Source organism: Methylosinus sp. is20ea (assembly GCF_059718135.1).
In genome coordinates, this window is record NZ_AP046088.1 from 2,806,129 (window position 1) to 2,823,329 (window position 17,201).

Here is a 17,201-nt window from a genome sequence, read left to right on the forward strand (position 1 = left end):
GGGCGGCAACTCGCTCGACGTCTCGCTCTGAGGTTGCGCTCTCGCGCGCGTGACGAGCGCATGCGCGAATTCAGATAGTCGACGTTTCTCCGTTACCGATATCACTTTATTCATAGGAGCAGTCCACTTTTCATTGCTCTTACCGTGGGATGTATAATGATAGCAATCGAGATGTCAATGCGCAGCCTTCGTTTGTCGAGCGCGGATGACCTGTCGATCGCGCACGAGACGAACTGCTCGATCGGCGGTAGGCGGGCGCCGCGGGAGCGGATCGCGATCCTGAAGGGGTGATGGCGAACGCGAGCTACATTCCATGATTCGTGTGACGCCTATGAGGCGCGCAAGCTCGACGAGCCGGCCCACGTTTCCCTATTTCGGGCAATTCGTCCGAGTCCCTGCATCCGCTTCGACTGTGAAGCCGAGGTCGCCTCGTCCCAGACGCTCGTCACGCAACGGACTATTCGATCGGCTCGCCGAAATAGAACAGGAATTGGAAGGCCGCAGGATTTTGCTTGATCACGTCCGGGAGGTCCAGCTCGGCGACCGCATCGCTAGTAGGTCCTCGAACATACTTCAGATCGGGAGCGTTGTCTGCGATGAACTGCCTCAATAGATCCGAATTTTCCTCGCGGAAACGTCGGTCGTTGTGCATTCCGAATCGAGATGCGCCATCGATCTCGACGGACGCCGTTATATCCCCCTCGACGATCGAGCGAGCCTTTACGATATAGGCGCTGACCCCGCCCATGCTCGAAAAATGCCACCCGGCTTCGTAGAGGCGGCGCTCGTAGGGATAGAGGTCTCTGTTGTAGCCATGCGCCAGACACGCCGATCTCGGGGATAATAGATCGCCTATCCTCGCCCCTTGCGGGAGGATGTTCTTCAACACGCCATATGTGCAAGCGACTGTGCCGAGCCATGGAACATTATTGGATTTCAACTGAGACATATTATTCAGGAAGAATTTTTTCATTATTTGTTCGAAGATGACGACTTTCGTGTCTCCGGTCAATAGGCTCGGCAGTTGCGCCACGTGAGAGGCGCGGGGGATCTCGTCTATGTCGGATATCAGAATTATATCATTATCGCTGAGATTCATCGTAGAAAGGGGACGTAAGATGCAATTTCTCTGGAAGTTTTCCAATATCCAGCACAATTCGATTCTTTTTGACATCACTCCGGGCATATCATCTATTATATAGTGGTTTATATTATAACCAGAGCTGGTCAGTTCTCGGATGGCTTCCGAGAAGAGAATCGGCTTGCGTTCTCCGGTGTGCGATTTTTCCGATTCCACGACCACAAAAGCGTCTACGACACTCGCGAGTTCCGCCGTCCGGATTCTCAGCATATCGGTTTCGTTGAAACCGATGGAGCAATCGATAATTTTCGGCATGGGCGGTCCTGGCTGTCGCTATCGGCTCGGAATTATCAGGCCGGCGGTTCTAGCCGTTCGCGACAGGGCGAGCAAGAGGCCACTTTTGAAGGTGGAAAGACCGCGTCCGAGCCCCGATTCGCACGGATTCGCGTGGCGATATGGCGTGCGCGGCGTCTCTTGCGACGGCGATCGTCGAGGTCCGGTCGCTGAGACATCGATCGCGTTGCTTTCCCCTGCGTTTTGTCATTCATTGCGCCGGCATGTGGGATCACGATGGCGTGGGGCCGGGCTCGACGAAATCCGCGCCGGCATGTCCGGGCTCGGCGCGCGGACACAATGACAATGCCCGGATAGGCGGTCGCGCCGCTTCCGTCTTCGTCGGTCGGCCCCGCGCCGCTCGGCCGGTGGATCCTTTCCGCCGCGGATTGCGCCGCATTTACCTTTAAGTAATTTAACCCATTGTTAACCATGCCGGCGTGAAATGACGACGCAGCTGGAGCGCGTCCGCCGTTGACCCAACCTTCGACTCACATTCGTTTTCGTGGCCGATCCTTTCCCGTCCTGGCCCTGGAGCCGGACGCGCCGATCGCCGGGTGGTTCGAGCGGCTCGACGCCTGTCTCGAGCATTCACCGGCTTTCTTCTCCCGCAAGGCGATCGTGATCGACGTATCCAAGCTCGGCCTCGATCGCGACGATGTGGCGGAACTGGTCGAGCAACTGTCCGGGCGCGGCGTCCGCATCATGGGATTGACCGGCGTCGACCCCGACTGGGCTTGCGACGACCTGCCGCCGATTCTGACCAATGGCCGCTCCATTGCTTCCGGCGCGGCGCTCGCGTCCGGGGCCGACGACATCGCCTCGCTGACGCCGAACGAGCGGGCCGCTTTCGAGGAGATCGCTCAGACGCTCGGTGGCGGGGATCCGGTCTCGCAGGAGCAGATCGTCGATTCGGCGCCGGAGAAAAGCGTGGCTCCGCTCGTCGTCGAAACGCCGGTGCGCTCGGGGCAGTCGATCTTCCATCCGGACGGCGACGTGATCGTGATCGGCTCGGTCTCCTCAGGCGCCGACGTGATCGCCGGCGGCTCTGTCCATGTCTATGGCACGGTGCGCGGACGCATCATGGCCGGCGCCTATGGCGAGTCGCGCGCGCGCATCTTCTGCCGGCGTCTCGAGGCGGAGCTTCTCGCGGTCGGCGGCTTCTATATGACGGCCGATGAAATTCGAGGCGATGTGCGCGGCCGCGCGGTCCATGCGAGGCTCGAGGATGAAACGATCAAAATCACCAAACTCGATTGAGAGGGACGGTAAAAAATGCCCAAGATATTGGTCGTCACTTCCGGCAAAGGCGGGGTCGGCAAGACGACGTCGACTGCAGCGCTCGGCGCGGCGCTCGCGCAGTCCAACCAGAAGGTCGCCGTCGTGGACTTCGACGTCGGCCTGCGCAATCTCGATCTCGTCATGGGCGCCGAGCGGCGGGTCGTGTACGACCTCATCAATGTCGCGCAGGGCGACGCCAAGCTGCATCAGGCGCTCATTCGCGATAAACGGCTCGACAATCTCTATCTTCTGCCCGCGTCCCAGACCAGGGACAAGGACGCTTTGACCGAAGAAGGCGTGCGCCGCGTCATCGACGAAATGCGCGAGCGCTTCGATTGGATCGTCTGCGACAGCCCGGCCGGCATAGAGCGCGGCGCGACGCTGGCCATGCGCTTCGCCGATGTGGCCGTCGTCGTCGCCAATCCGGAAGTCTCCTCTGTGCGCGATTCCGACCGCATCATCGGACTGCTCGACGCCAAGACCGAGATCGCCGAGAAGGGCGGCCGCATGGAAAAGCATCTGCTGCTGACGCGCTATGACGCGGGACGCGCGGCGCGCGGCGAAATGCTGAATGTCGACGACGTGCTGGAGATTTTGTCGATCCCGCTGCTCGGCATCATTCCCGAGAGCGAGGACGTTCTGCGCGCCTCCAACGTTGGGACGCCGGTCACGCTTCACAGCGGGACGAGCGCGCCATCGCGCGCTTACGCCGACGCCGCGCGGCGCTTGTGCGGCGCGGAGGTGCCCATGGACATACCTTCCGACAAGAAGGGACTTCTGGTCAGGCTCTTTGGTCGGAGGGCGGCATGAAGCTGTTCAATTTCTTCAATCGCCGCGCCACTGCGCCGGTCGCTCGCGAACGTCTGCAAATTCTTCTCGCGCATGAGCGCGCGTCGGTGTCCAATTGCAATCTCGTCGCGCTCTTGCACAGAGAAGTGCTCGCCGCCGTCTCCAAACATATAGCGATCGACCCGGAGAAGGTGGAGGTCAAGCTGCGCGAAGGCAATGATGTGTCGCTGCTGGAGATCGACATAGAGATCTCGGCGGCCGTGCCGGCGCGCGAAGCGATTTCCGAAGAAGCGGCTTAAAGCCGTCGGAGCGAGTGGCGATATGCCGCTCGCTCATTCTCCTCTGCGTCGCGAATTTCGTCGATGAAGCCGACGACTCGCCACGCCCCGGAGTCCGTGAAAAAGAGTCCACGAAACAGCGCGTGCTCGCGCCCAGCGCGGCCATCGTCTGCGTGCCGAGCGCCGGGCTCGACAGGACGACGATCGCGGTCAGCGTTCGAAATTCGGCTGGTTCGATCTGCGTCCGGCCGTGCTTCCGAAATGCTCCGCCATCGAGAGAAGGCCGCGGCCTTGCGTCGGCCCTTCGTTTGGCGTGGGACGGTGTTCGCGGGTCAGCGCAACGCCAGCAAATGCCCGCGCGTCATCCGTTCGAGCAGCAGACTCACGAAAATCATCGCGACCCCGAACTCCAAGACGTAAGCTCGGTCCAGAAAGCCGGCGCCCACTCCATCGTAATAGGCGAAACGCATCCACTCGATCGATTGCGCGATCGGATTATAGGATTGCATCGTGCGATAGGGCTCCGGCAGATGGTCGGGCAGAAATACCGTCCCCGAACCCGCCCACAGCAAAATTCTGAACAGCGCGAAAATCATCGCCCATATCGGAATGGCCAGAGCCAGCGTGCCGTTGAAGAAGCCGACGCCTACGCCGAGAAGGATCGCGCCGCCATAGGCGCAGGCCGCTTGCTCGATGTCTCGCGGCATCATATTCTCGCCGGACGCCCATCCGATGAGGAGGATGAGCAGAACGACAGTGCAGGAAGAAAGAATTTCCAGCACGATGGAGGCGATCAGCGCGTCGAGCACTTTGACTTCCGGAAAAGAGAAGAGCGGCCGACTCTGGAGCACAGACATCATCATGAAGGTCGACAGATAGGACTGCACTTGAAACGGCACGGCGCCCGTCGCCACGAAAAGCATCGTGCTTTCTCCGACGGGAGCCATGCGGCCGTTGAGGCTGAACAGAACGATGATCATTAGTGAATGCACGAGCGGCCAAGCGATCGCGATCAGATAGCCCAAGCCGTGACCGAAAAAACGCGTCCGGATGTTGCGCAGCATCAAAGCGAGCACGACGTGACGCTGGCGCCGAAAGGCTTCTTTGAACCCAGATGTCGCATTCAGCGTGGCGTACATATACGAGCTCCACTCGGTTTCGGCGATTTCCGAGTCGATGATCGGATCGCATTCGCGGATCAGGGGCGAAGGATTCCGTCTCGAATAGGTCTCGAATGTGGCGCTCGTGCGGCGTGGCGCTCGCCGAGCCGAGGTCGCGCGCGGCGGAAGTCGATTCTTGATCCGGCGGCGGCTTTCTCTTAAAGAGGGTTAGTTTGCGCCAGCGACTGTTCTTCCTGGTGACATCTTTCCAAAAGCGGGCCGTGACGATGCGTAGAGCCCCGAGTGCGCTGTCGATTTTCGTCCTCTTGCTCGGCGCTTCCGACGTCGCGGCGTCGTCCGGCGTCAGCGTCGAGCCGGAGGCGCTCGCGCATTATTCCTATTGCGTCAACGAAGCGAAGGATCGCAGCTTCGTCTTCGTCCTGCCGCGCCAGATTCTCTACCGCTGTCACGGGGATGTCGCGATCTCCTATTTCAACTATCTCGGCCATCATCGTATCCCGGCTCGGCGCGTCGAGGATGAGACCGGCGTCTATCTCTTTCGGACGATCAGCGGCGTCGGGCGATGTTGGAACAAGATTTTGGACGAGACGCGTCTTCCCATCTCCGCCTTCGGCTGCGAGATCTTCGTCGATATTTGAGCGTTTCGGCGCGCCGCCGCGCGTCGCTCGTTGAAACGGCCGTCTCTATATCGACGGCGCGCGGCGAGGGGCGCGCGCTGGCGCATGTCGCCTGGATCGCTTTCGCCGGGCTGGCCGTCGCGCTTGTCGATATTGCGCAGCTCGGATGGTGGGCGGCGCCGACTCTCGTGCTGTTCGGCGCGCTGGCGCTGGCCGCTGTGTTCGACGCGCGCTATCTCGTCATTCCCGATGGTCCGCTGATCGTTCTGCTGCTGCTCGGCCTCGCCATGCTGCCGCCGGACGGCGGCGAGGCGTGGCTGCGTCTCGCGGCGGCGGCCGGCGGCTATGGGACCTTGCGGGCGATCGACGCGGCCTATCGACTGCTGCGCGGACGCGCCGGACTCGGCCTCGCCGACGCTCATCTGCTCGGCCTCGCCGGTCTGTGGCTGGGGCCGGCGGCTCTGCCCGGTTGCCTCCTCATCGCGGTCGTCTCGGCTTTCGTTTCGGCGCTCATAGCGGCGCGCGACGGCGCGCTCGGGCGCTTGGCGCAGCCGATCCCCTTCGGCCCACATCTCGCGCTCGGCTTCTGGCTCTGTTGGAGCCTCGGGCCGCTCGAGGTGGGATGACCCGCGTCACAGAGGATTTTGGCGAAACCGGACGACGAAGGAGGCGTCGATGAGGCGGCCATTGCGCTTGGCCGTCAGCCGCACGGAAACGAGCTTCGGCGCGGTGACGCGCTCCACCCAGCTCTTCGTCCAGGCCGGGGGAGCATTGGGCTCCGGCGAGCCGAAATAGGCGAGCTCGAAATCGGCGACGCCGCGCAGCGCTATGGCGGAGCGCGACGGCCCGCCGGCTCCGCCGGACCACGCTTCTGGCCGCAGCACGCCGGAGCGCAGGTCGAGATCGTCGCCCGATACGGATATTTCCGTCAGCGCCAGGCCGCCCCAATCCGCGCCGCCGTCGCTCGTCGTCACCAGGCGGATACGGTCCGGGCGGCCCTCGAAGGCGATAGTCGGCGCGCCGTCCCTCCTGTTGAGCTGGACAGGAAAGGCGCGGGACAAAATGGCCGCGAGCGCGCCGGCCGCCTCCTCGACCTCCTGGACGCCCTCATAGTCGCGGCCGGTGTCCCAGACGCGCTTGCCGAGGCGAAAGCCGCCGGCGATCGTCCCGACGATCAGCGACATCAGCGCGATCGAGAGCAGCGCCTCGATCAGGGTGAAACCGCGGGAGCGGCGCGGCGCCTTCATTGGCGCGGCCTGCTCGCGTCGATCTTGACGGTGCGAAGGGTCAGAATGTCGCCCGGCGCGACGCCGCCCGGCCGGCGTATGGTGAGCCCGACGAGACAGGCGAGGGTCTCGGCGAGGCCGGCGGGGTCGGAGGCAGACCGGCACGGGCCGATCGCCAGCGACCAGAGCAGGCCGTCCGCATAGCGTCCCGAGGTTTCGCCGACGACGAGCGGCGTCGTGACGCCGAGCGCCTCTAGCTGCGAGCGCCCCTGCCGCGCGGCGCGCAGCAGGAAATCGCCGCGGCTCTCGTTGCGCGCCCCGAGGCCGACGCCCTGGAGCAGGGCGCCCAGCGCCAGCGCCAGGATCAGAAAGGCCACGAGCGCCTCGATCAGCGCGAAGCCGCGCCGTGCCGCGAGGCGCGCTAGAAGAGGGCGCATCGCGTCGCTCCGGTGAGCCAATTGACGGCGATTTCGGCGCGCGCGCCGGAAACTCCGATCGTCAGCCCGCCCCCCGAGGAGCCGCCGTCCGGAAAGAAGGAGATGGCGCCGCGCGAGGGCTCCGTCCGCTCGCGCGCGGAGACGGCGAGCTCGATCGCGGCGTCCTCCGGCAGCGCCGTCGTGGCGATGGCGGGGGAGAAGAAGGCTTTGCGCCGCAGATCGATCGTCAGCGCCTGCTCGCTCGCCGTGGCGATCGCCCGCATGCGCGTCGCGCGCAGCCCGGCGCAGAGCGCGCGCGTCGCGCTCTCGACCCGCAGCCGCGGCGAGGGCCGACGGGCGACCTGGCTCGCCATTCCGCCGAGCAGCGCCACGATCGCCAGCACGGCGAGCATCTCCAGCAGCGAGAAGCCGCGTCTGCGCGTGGCGCTGCGGGCGAAAGGGGCCCTCATCGCAGAGCGAGATCATTGATGCCGAGAACGGCGTCCATCACCGTCATCACCAGGCCGCCGACGATGGCCGCGATGAAAATGGTGAGGGTCGGCGTGACGAGGCCGACCGCGCGTTCGAGGCTGCGCTGCGTCTGCCGTTCGAACATGGAGGCGAGTCGCAGCAGCATGTCGTCGAGCCTTCCGGCCTCTTCGCCGATGCGCGCCATTGTCGCCGTCGTCGCGGGAAGCCGCTCGACCCGCTCCAGCGCCGCGCTCAGCGCGCCGCCGCCGCGCACCGTCTCGATGACTTTCGCGAGCTCGGCGGAAAAATAGCGGTCCGACAGCACCGCGCGCGCGCTCTCCAGCCCCTGCAGCAGCGGTACGCCGGCTTTCAGCGACGAGCCGAGCGTATAGGCGAAGCGCGCCGTCTGCAATTTGGCGCTCAGCGGGCCGGCATAGGGCAGAGCGAGCAGAGCGCGATCGAAGCGCACGCCGAATTCGGGACTCGCGGCGGCGTATCTGCGCAGCGCGATAACGAGAGCGATGAGGACCGCGACGGCGCCGACGCCCCATCGCCAATTGGCCGAGACGTCGATGACGAATTGCAGGCCGCTGGGCATGGGCTGGCCGCTATCGGTGAATATCGGCGCGATATTGGGAACGAGCGTGCCGAGCACGACCGCCGTCGAGACGATCGCCAGCACGATCAGCAGCGCCGGATAGACGAGGCCGCTCTGAATGCGCGCGCGCATCTCGAGTCGGCGCTCCAATATGTCGGCCATGTCGGTGAGCGCCTGCGCCGCTTTGCCCATGGTTTCGCCGGCGCGCACGATGCTGATGTAATCGGGGCCGAAGAGATCGGCGCGCGTCGCCAGCGCGTCGGACAGCGAAGCGCCGTCGACGACGCGCCGCAGGATTTCATCCGCCAGCGCGCGCAGCCCCGGCGTCGCGCTCTGCGTCGCCAGCAATCGCAGGCTGTGGTCGAGCGGAACATCCGCCTGCTCCAGCGTCGCGAATTCGCGCGTGAAGGAGGCGATATCGGCGGCGGAAGGCTTGCGGGCGCCAAATTGCAGCGTCAGCAACGAGCTCTTCGCGCCGGCGCGCGTCTCGCGCAGCGAGAGCGGCGTGAGCCCGCGCCGCCACAATGCGTCCTCGGCGTCCTCGCTCGAACGCGCCTCTATGTCGCCCTCGATCAGATCGCCGATCGAGGAATAGGCGCGGTAGCGAAAATTGGACATGTCAATCGACCTGCGTCACGCGCAGCACTTCGTCGACGCTGGTCTCGCCGCGCCAGGCCTTGCCCATGCCGCATTGATACATCGTCGTCATGCCGGCGTCGCGCGCGGTCGCCGTCATCGTCGCCTCGGGCGCGGCCTCGCAGACGAGCCGCCGCATGGGCTCGTTCATGACCAGCATTTCGGCGATCGTCGAGCGTCCCGCATAGCCGGTCTGCCGGCAGGAGGGACAGCCAACCGGCGCGCCCAGACGCTCCGGCTCGCGGGAGAAGGATTCGTTCGTCAGCCGGCTGCGCCATTGCGCGCGCTCGGGCAGCGGTCGGGCGCAAGAGCGGCACAGGCGCCGCACCAGACGCTGCGCCATGATCGCCTTGACCGTCGAGGCGATGAGATAGGGCTCGACGCCCATGTCGATGAGGCGGGTGATCGAGCCCACAGCGCTATTGGTGTGCAGCGTCGAGAAGACGAGATGTCCGGTCAATGACGCTTGTATGGCGATCTTCGCCGTCTCGGCGTCACGAATTTCGCCGATCATGATGATGTCGGGGTCCTGGCGCAGCATGGCGCGCAGGCTCGATGGAAAATCGAGGCCGATCACCGGTTGCACCTGCACCTGATTGACGCCGGCGAGCTGATATTCGATCGGGTCCTCGACGGTGAACACCTTCACTTCCGGATTGGCCAGCTCCTTGAGCGCGGTGTAGAGCGTCGTCGTCTTGCCGCTGCCGGTCGGGCCGGTGACGAGCACGATGCCATTGGGGCTGCGCATCACCTTGCGCAGCGAGCCGATGACCTCCGGCTCGAAGCCGAGCGCGTCGAAATCGAGCGCCACCTGGCTGCGGTCGAGAATGCGCAGCACGATGCTCTCGCCATGCGCCGTCGGAATGGTCGAGACGCGAAAATCGATATCGACGCCGCGCACGGCGAGCTTTATGCGCCCGTCCTGGGGCAGCCGTCGCTCGGCGATGTCGAGCCGCGCCATGATTTTTATGCGCGAGGTGATGGCGGCTTTGAGGCCCGGCGCCAGCGTGTCGACGGTGCGCAGCGCGCCATCGATCCGATAGCGCACCTGCACCGCGTCGAGACCCGGCTCGATATGAATGTCGGAGGCGCGCGCCTCGATCGCTCCGCCGACGATCTGATTGACGCGCCGAATGACCGGCGCCTCATTGGCGATGTCGCGCAGACGCTGCAGATCGAAATCGCTGGCGTCCTCGGCCCTGATGTCGGCCTCGACCAGGGGGGAGCCGTCGGAGCGATCGCCATAGAGGGCCGCCCAGGCCTTCTCGAACAGCGCCGGCGTCGCGATGCGCAATTCGAGCGTGAGGCCCGTGGAATAGGCGAGCGCCTCCATCGGGGCGTTCTCCAGCGGATCGGTCACCGCGAGGGTGAGCCGCTCGCCGGTCGCGGCGAGTGGGAGGATGCCGTTGGCGCGGATGAATTTTTTCGGGATTTTCGCCTCGAGCACCGGCTCGCCCGGCGTCTCCTCCGTGGACATCACGGGAATGCGCAAAAATTTGCCGAGATGAATGCAGAGATCGTTTTCCGAAACGAGGCCGAGCTTCGTCAACACGTGGTCGAAACGTTCGCCGCTCTGGCGCGCGGCCCGCTGCGAGCGTTGCAGAGCCAATTCGTCGACGACTTTCTCGCGCAGCAGATAGGCGCCGAATTCCTCCAGCAGCGGGCCGCTCTGGGCGTTCGGCCGGGGAGACGCTCCTCGTGGAATTGCGCCGTCGATCATTACGACAACTCGCTCGAAAAGTTGGGCCGTCCCGGCTGTGTCCCGCCGAACGCCACGGGACTGGACAGGGCTCTGGCGCTATGTGGGATCGGATGGTAGCCTCGCGGCGTTTCAGGCGCAATCGCGCCGAGCATCGAATGAGTGTGCGTATATGTCGTCGGCGTCGGCCCGGCCGGGACGCCTCCGGAGGAGGGCCCGGCGCGCGTCTCATATTTTATGTCTTTGCGCGGCCATCGCGCCGGCGTCCGTCGTGGCCTCCCGCGCCGAGACGGGAACGTCATATTTATTCGCTACGCCTGAGGCATGCGCCGCTTCGGGGCGCTTCTCGCGACGAAGCTGCGAGACCGCTTTCGCCAATTCTCTCGTCGAATTGCACGAGCGCATTCAAAATTTCTCTACGCGCTGGAAATGTCAGTCGAAGTATCGTCTCTGCGAGAAAGACGCCGGCGCCGAGGAGGCTTATCGGCCGACATTGCTCGGCGTCGAGATCGTGACCGGCGGCCGCGAGCCGTCGGTCATGCCGATTCTCGCCGTCGAGACGCCGCCGCGCGCTTTCGCGGCGCAGCCGATTTCGCGATCGATCGAGCCGGCGCGGCATGTCTCCGCGGGCTTTGCGCCGATCCTGCCTGTGGGGCGCTTCCATGTGAAGGCGAAGAGCGCGGAGGACGGTCCCGAGAGCGCCTTGGACGACGCGAGCATCGATGTCGACGCGACGACGCTGCACGACGAGGGCGCGCCGGCGACGCGCGAGTCGACGGCGGCGCGGCGTCAACGCCTGCGCGCGGCGCCTTTCGTCGAATGACTTTGTCATCATGGGAGGAGAGCGGTCATCATGGGACGCGAGCGTCGCTCGGGATTGGCGGCTAGAGCGCGTCTATGGTAGAGACCGCTGCGTATATCATGCTTCACTTCGAAATGAGCAGTTTGGGGAGGAACTATGAAAATTACCAAGAAACTGACGCTCGCCGGAGCTTTGATCGCGCTGTCGTCGACGACGGCTTCCGCCAATGATCGTCACAATTCTTGCTCGAATCTGCCGTCTTGGTCGCAGTTGCGTTCGGCTCTGAGCGGCGCGCGCGGCGTGACCGGCAATAACGGCCTCGGCTTGCACATGTGGGGGACGATCGTCGCCAATGACGGAACGGTCTGCGCCGTCGCCTTCACCGGCGCCGACTATCGGAGCCAATGGCTCGCGAGCCGCGTCATCTCGGCGCAGAAGGCCAACACCGCCAACGGCCTGAGCCTGAGCAAGGGCGTGACGCCGAGCGGCAGCGCCGTGGGAACCGCTGGCCTCGCGCTCTCGACCGCCAATCTCTATTCGGCGGTGCAGCCGGGCGGCAGCCTGTTCGGCCTGCAGTTCAGCAATCCGGTCGATCCGGACGCCGCTTACGAGCAGAAGAACGGCCGGCCGGCCGATCCGGCGACCTTCGGCCAGCAGAATGATCCGATGGTCGGCGACGCGATCGGCGGCGTCAACGTGTTCGGCGGCGGCCTCGCGCTCTACGGGCCGAACGGCGTCAAAGTCGGCGCGATCGGCGTGAGCGGCGACACCTCCTGCACGGACCATGCGGTCGCATGGAGAGCGCGCCACAGCCTCAATCTGGATTATCTGTCCGGCGTCGGCGGCGTGAGCGGCGACACGACGAAACCCGACAATATCGTTTTCGACATTACGGGCGGGACCAGCGCCAGCGGCTGGGGTCATCCCAATTGCGCCGGCGTGGGCAATGGCGCGCCGGTTCTCGGCACTCTGCCCGCGGTCCAATGAGCGCCGGCTGACGCGTTTCGACGGGGAGCGCGACACCGCTCCCCGTTTCGTGTGGATGTGTAATTCGCGTTGGAGTCTCGATGTCGTCGCCATCGTCTATCTGGCGCAAGGAAATTTTCGAGGGCTCGCTGGCGAGCGCCGCGAGACGCGCATGGAATTGGCATCGCGCCGAATTTTTCGCGTTGTTCTCGCCATCCACGCTCGCCTTCCTGCTCGACCGCGGCGAACGCCGCCTGCTGCTGCGCGTCGGGCCGAAGCGCGAGCCGCTGCAATTGCTCGCCGCAGACGGGCAGGAACTCGCAGAGGCGGTCTCGGCGGAGGAGATTTCCGCTTCTTCGGTCGATGAGGCGCTGGAGCGTCGGGGCGCGACGCGCGCCGCGACGAAAATCGTCATGGAAGTTCCGCGCGAGGCGTTCTTCGTTCGGCGTTTCGACGCGCCGCTCGCCGCGCAGCCGGATTTGCCGCGCCTTCTCGCGGCGGAGGTCGAGCGCAAGACGCCCTTCGCCCTCGCCGATATTCTGCACGGCCATATCGCCGAGCCGCATCCGCAATCGCCGAACAAGCTCGTCGTCGAACAATGGATTTTGCGCCGCGATCTGCTGCCGGCTCTGCTCGACGGCTCCGGCCTGTCCGTCGATGATCTCGACATCGTGCAGCCGGCGCTCGAGGGCGCGACGCTCGTCCCGACTCTCGCCGTCGGCCGCGCCGCCGAGGCGCCGCATTGGGAGCGGAAGGCCGCGCTGATCCTCGCGCTCGTCGCGTTCGTTTTCTTCGTCGTCGGCGTCGCTGTCACAGTTTGGCGACAAGAGCGTGACGCCGCCGCGCTGGACGCCGAGATCGCCGACGTGTCGCGCCGCGCGGCCGATGCGCGCAAAATCGCCGAGCAGGCCGCTTCCGAGAGCCGCCTGCTCGCCACGCTTCGCGAAGAGCGCGCGAAATATCCGGCCTTCGCCGATCTTTGGGAGGAAGTCTCGCGGCTCTTGCCCGACGGCGCCTTCGTCTCCGATATGCGTCTCGTCGAAGCGCGCGAAGGCGAGCGCTCGATTGAGATCGTCGGCCTCGCCGATTCCGCGGCGAGCCTTCCCGCCTTGTTCGATCGTTCGTCGCGCTTCGCCGATGCGAAGCTGACGGCGCCGATCACGCCCGATCCGATCGAGAAGCGCGAGAGCTTTTCGCTGCAGGCGAAAGTGAGACGCAACCCATGAGCCGAAAAGGCCGACGCCGCTGAGCCAGACATCCCTCTCGCATCCGCAATGGTCGCGGCGCGCGCTGCTTTTCGGCGTCGATGCGCTGGCGGCTCTCCTGCTGTTCTTCGTCTTCGTCGAGCCTTTGCGCAGCTTTCTCGCCGAACGCGCCGAGACGATCGTCGACCGGCGCGCGACGCTCGCGCGCTATGAAGCCGTCGCCATGCAGGAGAAGGCGGTGCGGCTCTATGCGCAGCAGGTGGCGGAGAGCAATGCGCAGGGAGAATTGCTCTCCGGCGCGACCGAAGGCGTCGTCAACGCCAATCTGCAAGCGTTGCTGAAGGCCGCGGCCGATCGAGCCGGCGCGACGGTGAATTCAATCCGCATGCTGCCCTCCAAGACGGTGAATGGCGCGTCTCTAGTCGGCGCGCGGCTCGATGTGAGCGGCTCGATCGAGGCGCTGCATGCGCTGCTGCGCTCGCTCGAGAATGAGACGCCGCTGCTTCTCGTGCTGACGGCGTCGCTGCGCCGTCAAATGCCGGTCTGGGGCGCGCAGGCCGCGAGTGATGGAATCCTCGCCGCGCAATTCGACGTCTTCGGCGGCGCGTCGCCCAAGGAGCGCTCATGACGGGAGCGCTCATGACTCGGGCGCTCGCCGCACGTTTTCGCGCGCTGGCGCGCAAGCTGCGCCTGTCACCGCTCGCCGCCATGTTCCTCGGGCTTTTGGCGATGCTGGATGTCGTCGCCTTCGCTTTCGCGCTTTTGTCTCTGATCGGCCATGATGACGCGCCGCCGCCGGCGAAATCGGATTGGCGTCCGCCCAGTGTGCTGTCGCCGGCCTCCGGCCGCGCGGCGATGGCGAGCGACGACGCGCAGACATTGTCGCGCCCCATCTTCTGGAAATCGCGACGGCCGCGCCCGATCGCCGGAAGGGCCGATCGCGGCGACGGATTTGCGGGAATCCCTTCGGCGCCCGCCGGCCTGTCGCTCGCGGCGATCGTGAGATCGGGCGCATCGGTGCGCGCTTTCGTCGTTTCGGGCGAGGATCCGGAAGGCCGCTGGCTCGCGCCCGGCGAAGCCGTGCAGGGCTGGACGATCGCGGAGGTCGGAGAATTGGAGTTGAAGCTGGTCAATGGCGCGCAATCTGCGCGCCTGCAACTCTATCCGGAGCAATAGAAATTCGAGCCCGCGTCGTTTTTCTGCGCTTCGTTTCGCGATGAGGCGAGTGGCGCATGACCGACAATCATGTTAGTTGGCGTGAGCTTATCTGTTGGATGGCGTTCCAGGGGCGAATGTGCGGTTGCGTCTTTTACATTCGAGTGTAATCGCCCTTGTGGCGGTCGCGGCCTCTGGTTGCCAGAGCACGAGCGATCCTCCTATCGCCGAATGGAGCCGCGAAGCGCTCGCCGGCCCCTCTGACGGCCTCGGCGCAGGCGCGAAGAATCATGCGCCCGCCGCGCGCGGGCGCCTCGCTGCAGAGTCGATCGTCGGCAGCGGACGTTTCATCGGCGACGCCGTGGCGCGCCAGAAAGACGATGCGCGCGACGAGAAAGACGGCGTGACGCTCAACCTCGCCAATCTGCCCATCGCTCAAGCCGCGAAAGTCGTGCTGGGCGATATCGTCGGGGTCGATTACGTCGTCGATCCTCGCATCGACGGCAAAGTGACCGTGCACACGGCGCGGCCCGTCAAGAGATCCGTCGCGATCGAATTGTTCCAATCCGCTCTGCGCGTCTCCGGCGCCGCCATCGTCGAGAATGACGGCATCTACAAAATCGTGCCGCTCGACCAGGCGGCGGCGGGCGCCTCCCTCTCCGTCTCGCCGCAGCCTCGCGATGCGGAGCATCTGGGCAATGGCGCACGCTTGGTGCGCTTGCGCTATGTTTCCGCGTCGGAGCTCAAACGCGTTCTCGAGCCGATCACGCGTCAAGGCGCCGTCGTGCGCGCCGACGATCAGCGCCGCACGCTGACTTTGACGGGCAGCGCGCAGGAGATCGCCGCGCTCGAGGATGCGATCGCTCTCTTCGACGTCGACACGATGCGCGGCATGTCCTTCGCCGTCGTGCCGGTGACGAGCGCCGATCCCGACGCGCTCGCCGAGGATTTGCGCAAGGTCTTCGGCTCCGAGCGCGAGGGGCCGATGAACGGCATGATTCAGTTCATCGGCAACAAGCATTTGTCCGCTATTTTGGCGATCACGCCGCAGCCCGGCTATCTCGCGCGGGCGCGCGCCTGGATCGAGCGTCTCGACGCGCGGGCGCAGGGCGTTCAGAAGCAGTTCTTCAGCTATCGGGTGCAGAACCGGCCGGCCAAGGAGCTCGTGCAGGTCGTCGGCTCCATGTTCGGGCGCGACGCCGGCGTCTCCAAGAGCAATGACGTCTCGCCGCGCTTCGGATCGTCGGCGCTCTCCACTTCCGGCGGACTGTCGACGAGCTCCAGCGGCTCTTCCGGTTTCGGCGCTTCGGGGCTCGGCTCATCCGGGCTCGGCTCGTCGAGCGCCGGCTCTTCCTCGGGACAGCTCGGCGCGATCTCGCCGCTGGGCTCCGGCGGCGGCGGCGCTTTTGGCGGATCGTCGTTCGGCGGCGGGGCGGGGTCTGGATCGGGCGCGGCGAATGGCGCATCGGGCGCGAATGGCGCGCAGGATCAGACGTCCGCGGGCTCGTCGCTCGGCGAGGACAGCCGTTTCAAGATCGCGGTCGACGAGGCCAAGAACGCCATTGTGGTGATGGCGACGCCGGAGGACTACAAGCGTCTGCTGCGCGTCATAGAGAAGCTCGACGTGCTGCCCAATCAAGTGTTCATCGAAGCGACGATCGCCGAGGTCTCGCTCAATGACGATCTGCATTTCGGCGTGCGCTGGTTCCTGCAGAAGCAGGCCTCGATGAGCGGCTTCTCGAATGGCGACGCCGGCACGCCGGCGGCCAATGACACGCTCGGCAATAATCTGCTCGGCACGGCGGTCAACGCTGTGTTTCCCGGCTTCGCCTACGCGTTTCGCGCCGCCAATACGCAAGTCACGCTCAACGCCCTCAACCAGATCACCAACGTCAACATCATCTCGACGCCCTCGCTCACCGTGCTCGACAATCGGCAGGCGGTTCTCCAGGTCGGCGATCAGGTGCCGGTCACCACGCTCTCGGGCGCGACCGCGCAGGGCGGCGTCACCACATTCAATTCGGTGAATTATCGCGACACCGGCGTCATTCTCGCCATCACGCCGCATATCAACGAGAGCGGCCGCGTGATGCTGGAGCTGGAGCAGGAAGTCTCCAATGTCGCGCCGGGAACGAGCACGACCTCGACGACTCCGACGATCCAGCAGCGGCGCGTCAAGACGCAGGTCGTCGTCAACGACGCCGAGTCGCTGATGCTCGGCGGCCTCATTCAGGATTCGCGCACGCGCGGCTCCAGCCAGGTGCCGGTGCTCGGCGACGTGCCATTCTTCGGCAACGCCTTCAAGGACAAGACCGACTCCGCCGGCAAGACCGAGCTGCTCATCATGATCACGCCGCATGTGGTGCGCACGCTCGGCGAAGCGCGCGACATCACCGATGAATATAAGCGAAAGCTGCTGCACATTTCGACGCGCGCGAAGGTCCGCCCCCACAATATCGAAGGAACGGCGCGGCGCGTGCTGCTCGACGAATAGAGCGCTTCCAGCCGAAGTGGGCGCCGGCTCGGC

General features: G+C 65.1%; 18 protein-coding genes. 11 read left to right on the plus strand and 7 right to left on the minus strand.

The genetic code is table 11. The annotated features are described in order from the left end of the window. Positions 1 to 457: 457 nt before the first annotated feature. The gene (locus AC6IY7_RS13130) at positions 458 to 1,396 is read right to left on the minus strand and encodes a hypothetical protein (protein ID WP_497779684.1); all 939 of its coding nucleotides are present in this window, start codon (positions 1,394 to 1,396) and stop codon (positions 458 to 460) included. A gap of 492 nt (positions 1,397 to 1,888) precedes the next feature. Here AC6IY7_RS13130 and minC point away from each other — a divergent pair, with 492 nt between their 5' ends. From minC to minE, 3 genes are read left to right on the plus strand one after another with little or no spacing between them, the layout of a single operon-like run. Continuing rightward, positions 1,889 to 2,674, plus strand: a complete 786-nt coding sequence (minC, locus tag AC6IY7_RS13135) for a septum site-determining protein MinC (protein ID WP_497779686.1) — start codon at positions 1,889 to 1,891, stop codon at positions 2,672 to 2,674. A 15-nt stretch (positions 2,675 to 2,689) separates the two neighbouring features. Next, positions 2,690 to 3,505 carry a septum site-determining protein MinD gene (gene minD / locus AC6IY7_RS13140; protein WP_497779687.1) on the plus strand — a complete coding sequence of 272 codons (816 nt, stop codon included), beginning with the start codon at positions 2,690 to 2,692 and terminating at the stop codon, positions 3,503 to 3,505. Then, positions 3,502 to 3,783: a cell division topological specificity factor MinE gene (gene minE, locus AC6IY7_RS13145; protein WP_497779690.1), complete on the plus strand. Its 282-nt coding sequence runs from the start codon at positions 3,502 to 3,504 to the stop codon at positions 3,781 to 3,783. The genes minD and minE overlap by 4 nt, the downstream gene beginning before the upstream one ends. Positions 3,784 to 4,094: 311 nt before the next feature. Here minE and AC6IY7_RS13150 read toward each other — a convergent pair whose 3' ends face one another. Continuing rightward, positions 4,095 to 4,901, minus strand: coding sequence for an ABC transporter permease (locus AC6IY7_RS13150; RefSeq protein WP_497779691.1), 807 nt, complete (start codon positions 4,899 to 4,901; stop codon positions 4,095 to 4,097). A 248-nt stretch (positions 4,902 to 5,149) separates the two neighbouring features. Between AC6IY7_RS13150 and AC6IY7_RS13155 the strand changes: the two genes are divergently transcribed. Then, positions 5,150 to 5,521 (plus strand): hypothetical protein, encoded by a 372-nt coding sequence (locus AC6IY7_RS13155; RefSeq protein WP_497779692.1) that lies wholly within the window; start codon positions 5,150 to 5,152, stop codon positions 5,519 to 5,521. Beyond that, a complete protein-coding gene (locus AC6IY7_RS13160; RefSeq protein ID WP_497779693.1) occupies positions 5,518 to 6,126 on the plus strand; it encodes a prepilin peptidase in 609 nt (202 codons plus the stop codon). The genes AC6IY7_RS13155 and AC6IY7_RS13160 overlap by 4 nt, the downstream gene beginning before the upstream one ends. Before the next feature lie 6 nt (positions 6,127 to 6,132). On the opposite strand, the gene AC6IY7_RS13165 is transcribed toward AC6IY7_RS13160, so the two are convergent. From AC6IY7_RS13165 to AC6IY7_RS13185, 5 genes are read right to left on the minus strand one after another with little or no spacing between them, the layout of a single operon-like run. Further along, entirely contained in the window at positions 6,133 to 6,747 is a 615-nt protein-coding gene (locus AC6IY7_RS13165) for a PulJ/GspJ family protein (protein ID WP_497779695.1), read from the minus strand. Continuing rightward, positions 6,744 to 7,163, minus strand: a complete 420-nt coding sequence (locus AC6IY7_RS13170; RefSeq protein ID WP_497779697.1) for a prepilin-type N-terminal cleavage/methylation domain-containing protein — start codon at positions 7,161 to 7,163, stop codon at positions 6,744 to 6,746. The genes AC6IY7_RS13165 and AC6IY7_RS13170 overlap by 4 nt, the downstream gene beginning before the upstream one ends. Then, on the minus strand, positions 7,148 to 7,612 hold the full coding sequence (locus AC6IY7_RS13175) for a prepilin-type N-terminal cleavage/methylation domain-containing protein (protein WP_497779698.1): 465 nt from the start codon (positions 7,610 to 7,612) through the stop codon (positions 7,148 to 7,150). Before AC6IY7_RS13175 ends, AC6IY7_RS13170 begins: the two co-directional genes overlap by 16 nt. Then, the gene (locus AC6IY7_RS13180; RefSeq protein WP_497779700.1) at positions 7,609 to 8,829 is read right to left on the minus strand and encodes a type II secretion system F family protein; all 1,221 of its coding nucleotides are present in this window, start codon (positions 8,827 to 8,829) and stop codon (positions 7,609 to 7,611) included. The genes AC6IY7_RS13175 and AC6IY7_RS13180 overlap by 4 nt, the downstream gene beginning before the upstream one ends. A gap of 1 nt (position 8,830) precedes the next feature. After that, positions 8,831 to 10,567 carry a GspE/PulE family protein gene (locus AC6IY7_RS13185; protein ID WP_497779701.1) on the minus strand — a complete coding sequence of 579 codons (1,737 nt, stop codon included), beginning with the start codon at positions 10,565 to 10,567 and terminating at the stop codon, positions 8,831 to 8,833. Between the two features lie 250 nt (positions 10,568 to 10,817). Between AC6IY7_RS13185 and AC6IY7_RS13190 the strand changes: the two genes are divergently transcribed. The 6 genes from AC6IY7_RS13190 to gspD all read left to right on the plus strand — a co-directional run bounded on the left by AC6IY7_RS13190 (position 10,818) and on the right by gspD (position 17,168). Further along, entirely contained in the window at positions 10,818 to 11,369 is a 552-nt protein-coding gene (locus AC6IY7_RS13190) for a hypothetical protein (RefSeq protein ID WP_497779703.1), read from the plus strand. Between the two features lie 135 nt (positions 11,370 to 11,504). Continuing rightward, positions 11,505 to 12,335 carry a heme-binding protein gene (locus AC6IY7_RS13195; protein WP_497779705.1) on the plus strand — a complete coding sequence of 277 codons (831 nt, stop codon included), beginning with the start codon at positions 11,505 to 11,507 and terminating at the stop codon, positions 12,333 to 12,335. Between the two features lie 80 nt (positions 12,336 to 12,415). Further along, the gene (locus tag AC6IY7_RS13200) at positions 12,416 to 13,540 is read left to right on the plus strand and encodes a PilN domain-containing protein (protein ID WP_497779707.1); all 1,125 of its coding nucleotides are present in this window, start codon (positions 12,416 to 12,418) and stop codon (positions 13,538 to 13,540) included. A 64-nt stretch (positions 13,541 to 13,604) separates the two neighbouring features. Next, the gene (gene gspM / locus AC6IY7_RS13205; protein WP_497782839.1) at positions 13,605 to 14,147 is read left to right on the plus strand and encodes a type II secretion system protein GspM; all 543 of its coding nucleotides are present in this window, start codon (positions 13,605 to 13,607) and stop codon (positions 14,145 to 14,147) included. Further along, positions 14,144 to 14,695 (plus strand): hypothetical protein, encoded by a 552-nt coding sequence (locus AC6IY7_RS13210; RefSeq protein ID WP_497779708.1) that lies wholly within the window; start codon positions 14,144 to 14,146, stop codon positions 14,693 to 14,695. The genes gspM and AC6IY7_RS13210 overlap by 4 nt, the downstream gene beginning before the upstream one ends. A gap of 157 nt (positions 14,696 to 14,852) precedes the next feature. Further along, a complete protein-coding gene (gene gspD, locus AC6IY7_RS13215) occupies positions 14,853 to 17,168 on the plus strand; it encodes a type II secretion system secretin GspD (RefSeq protein WP_497779710.1) in 2,316 nt (771 codons plus the stop codon). Positions 17,169 to 17,201: the final 33 nt, after the last annotated feature.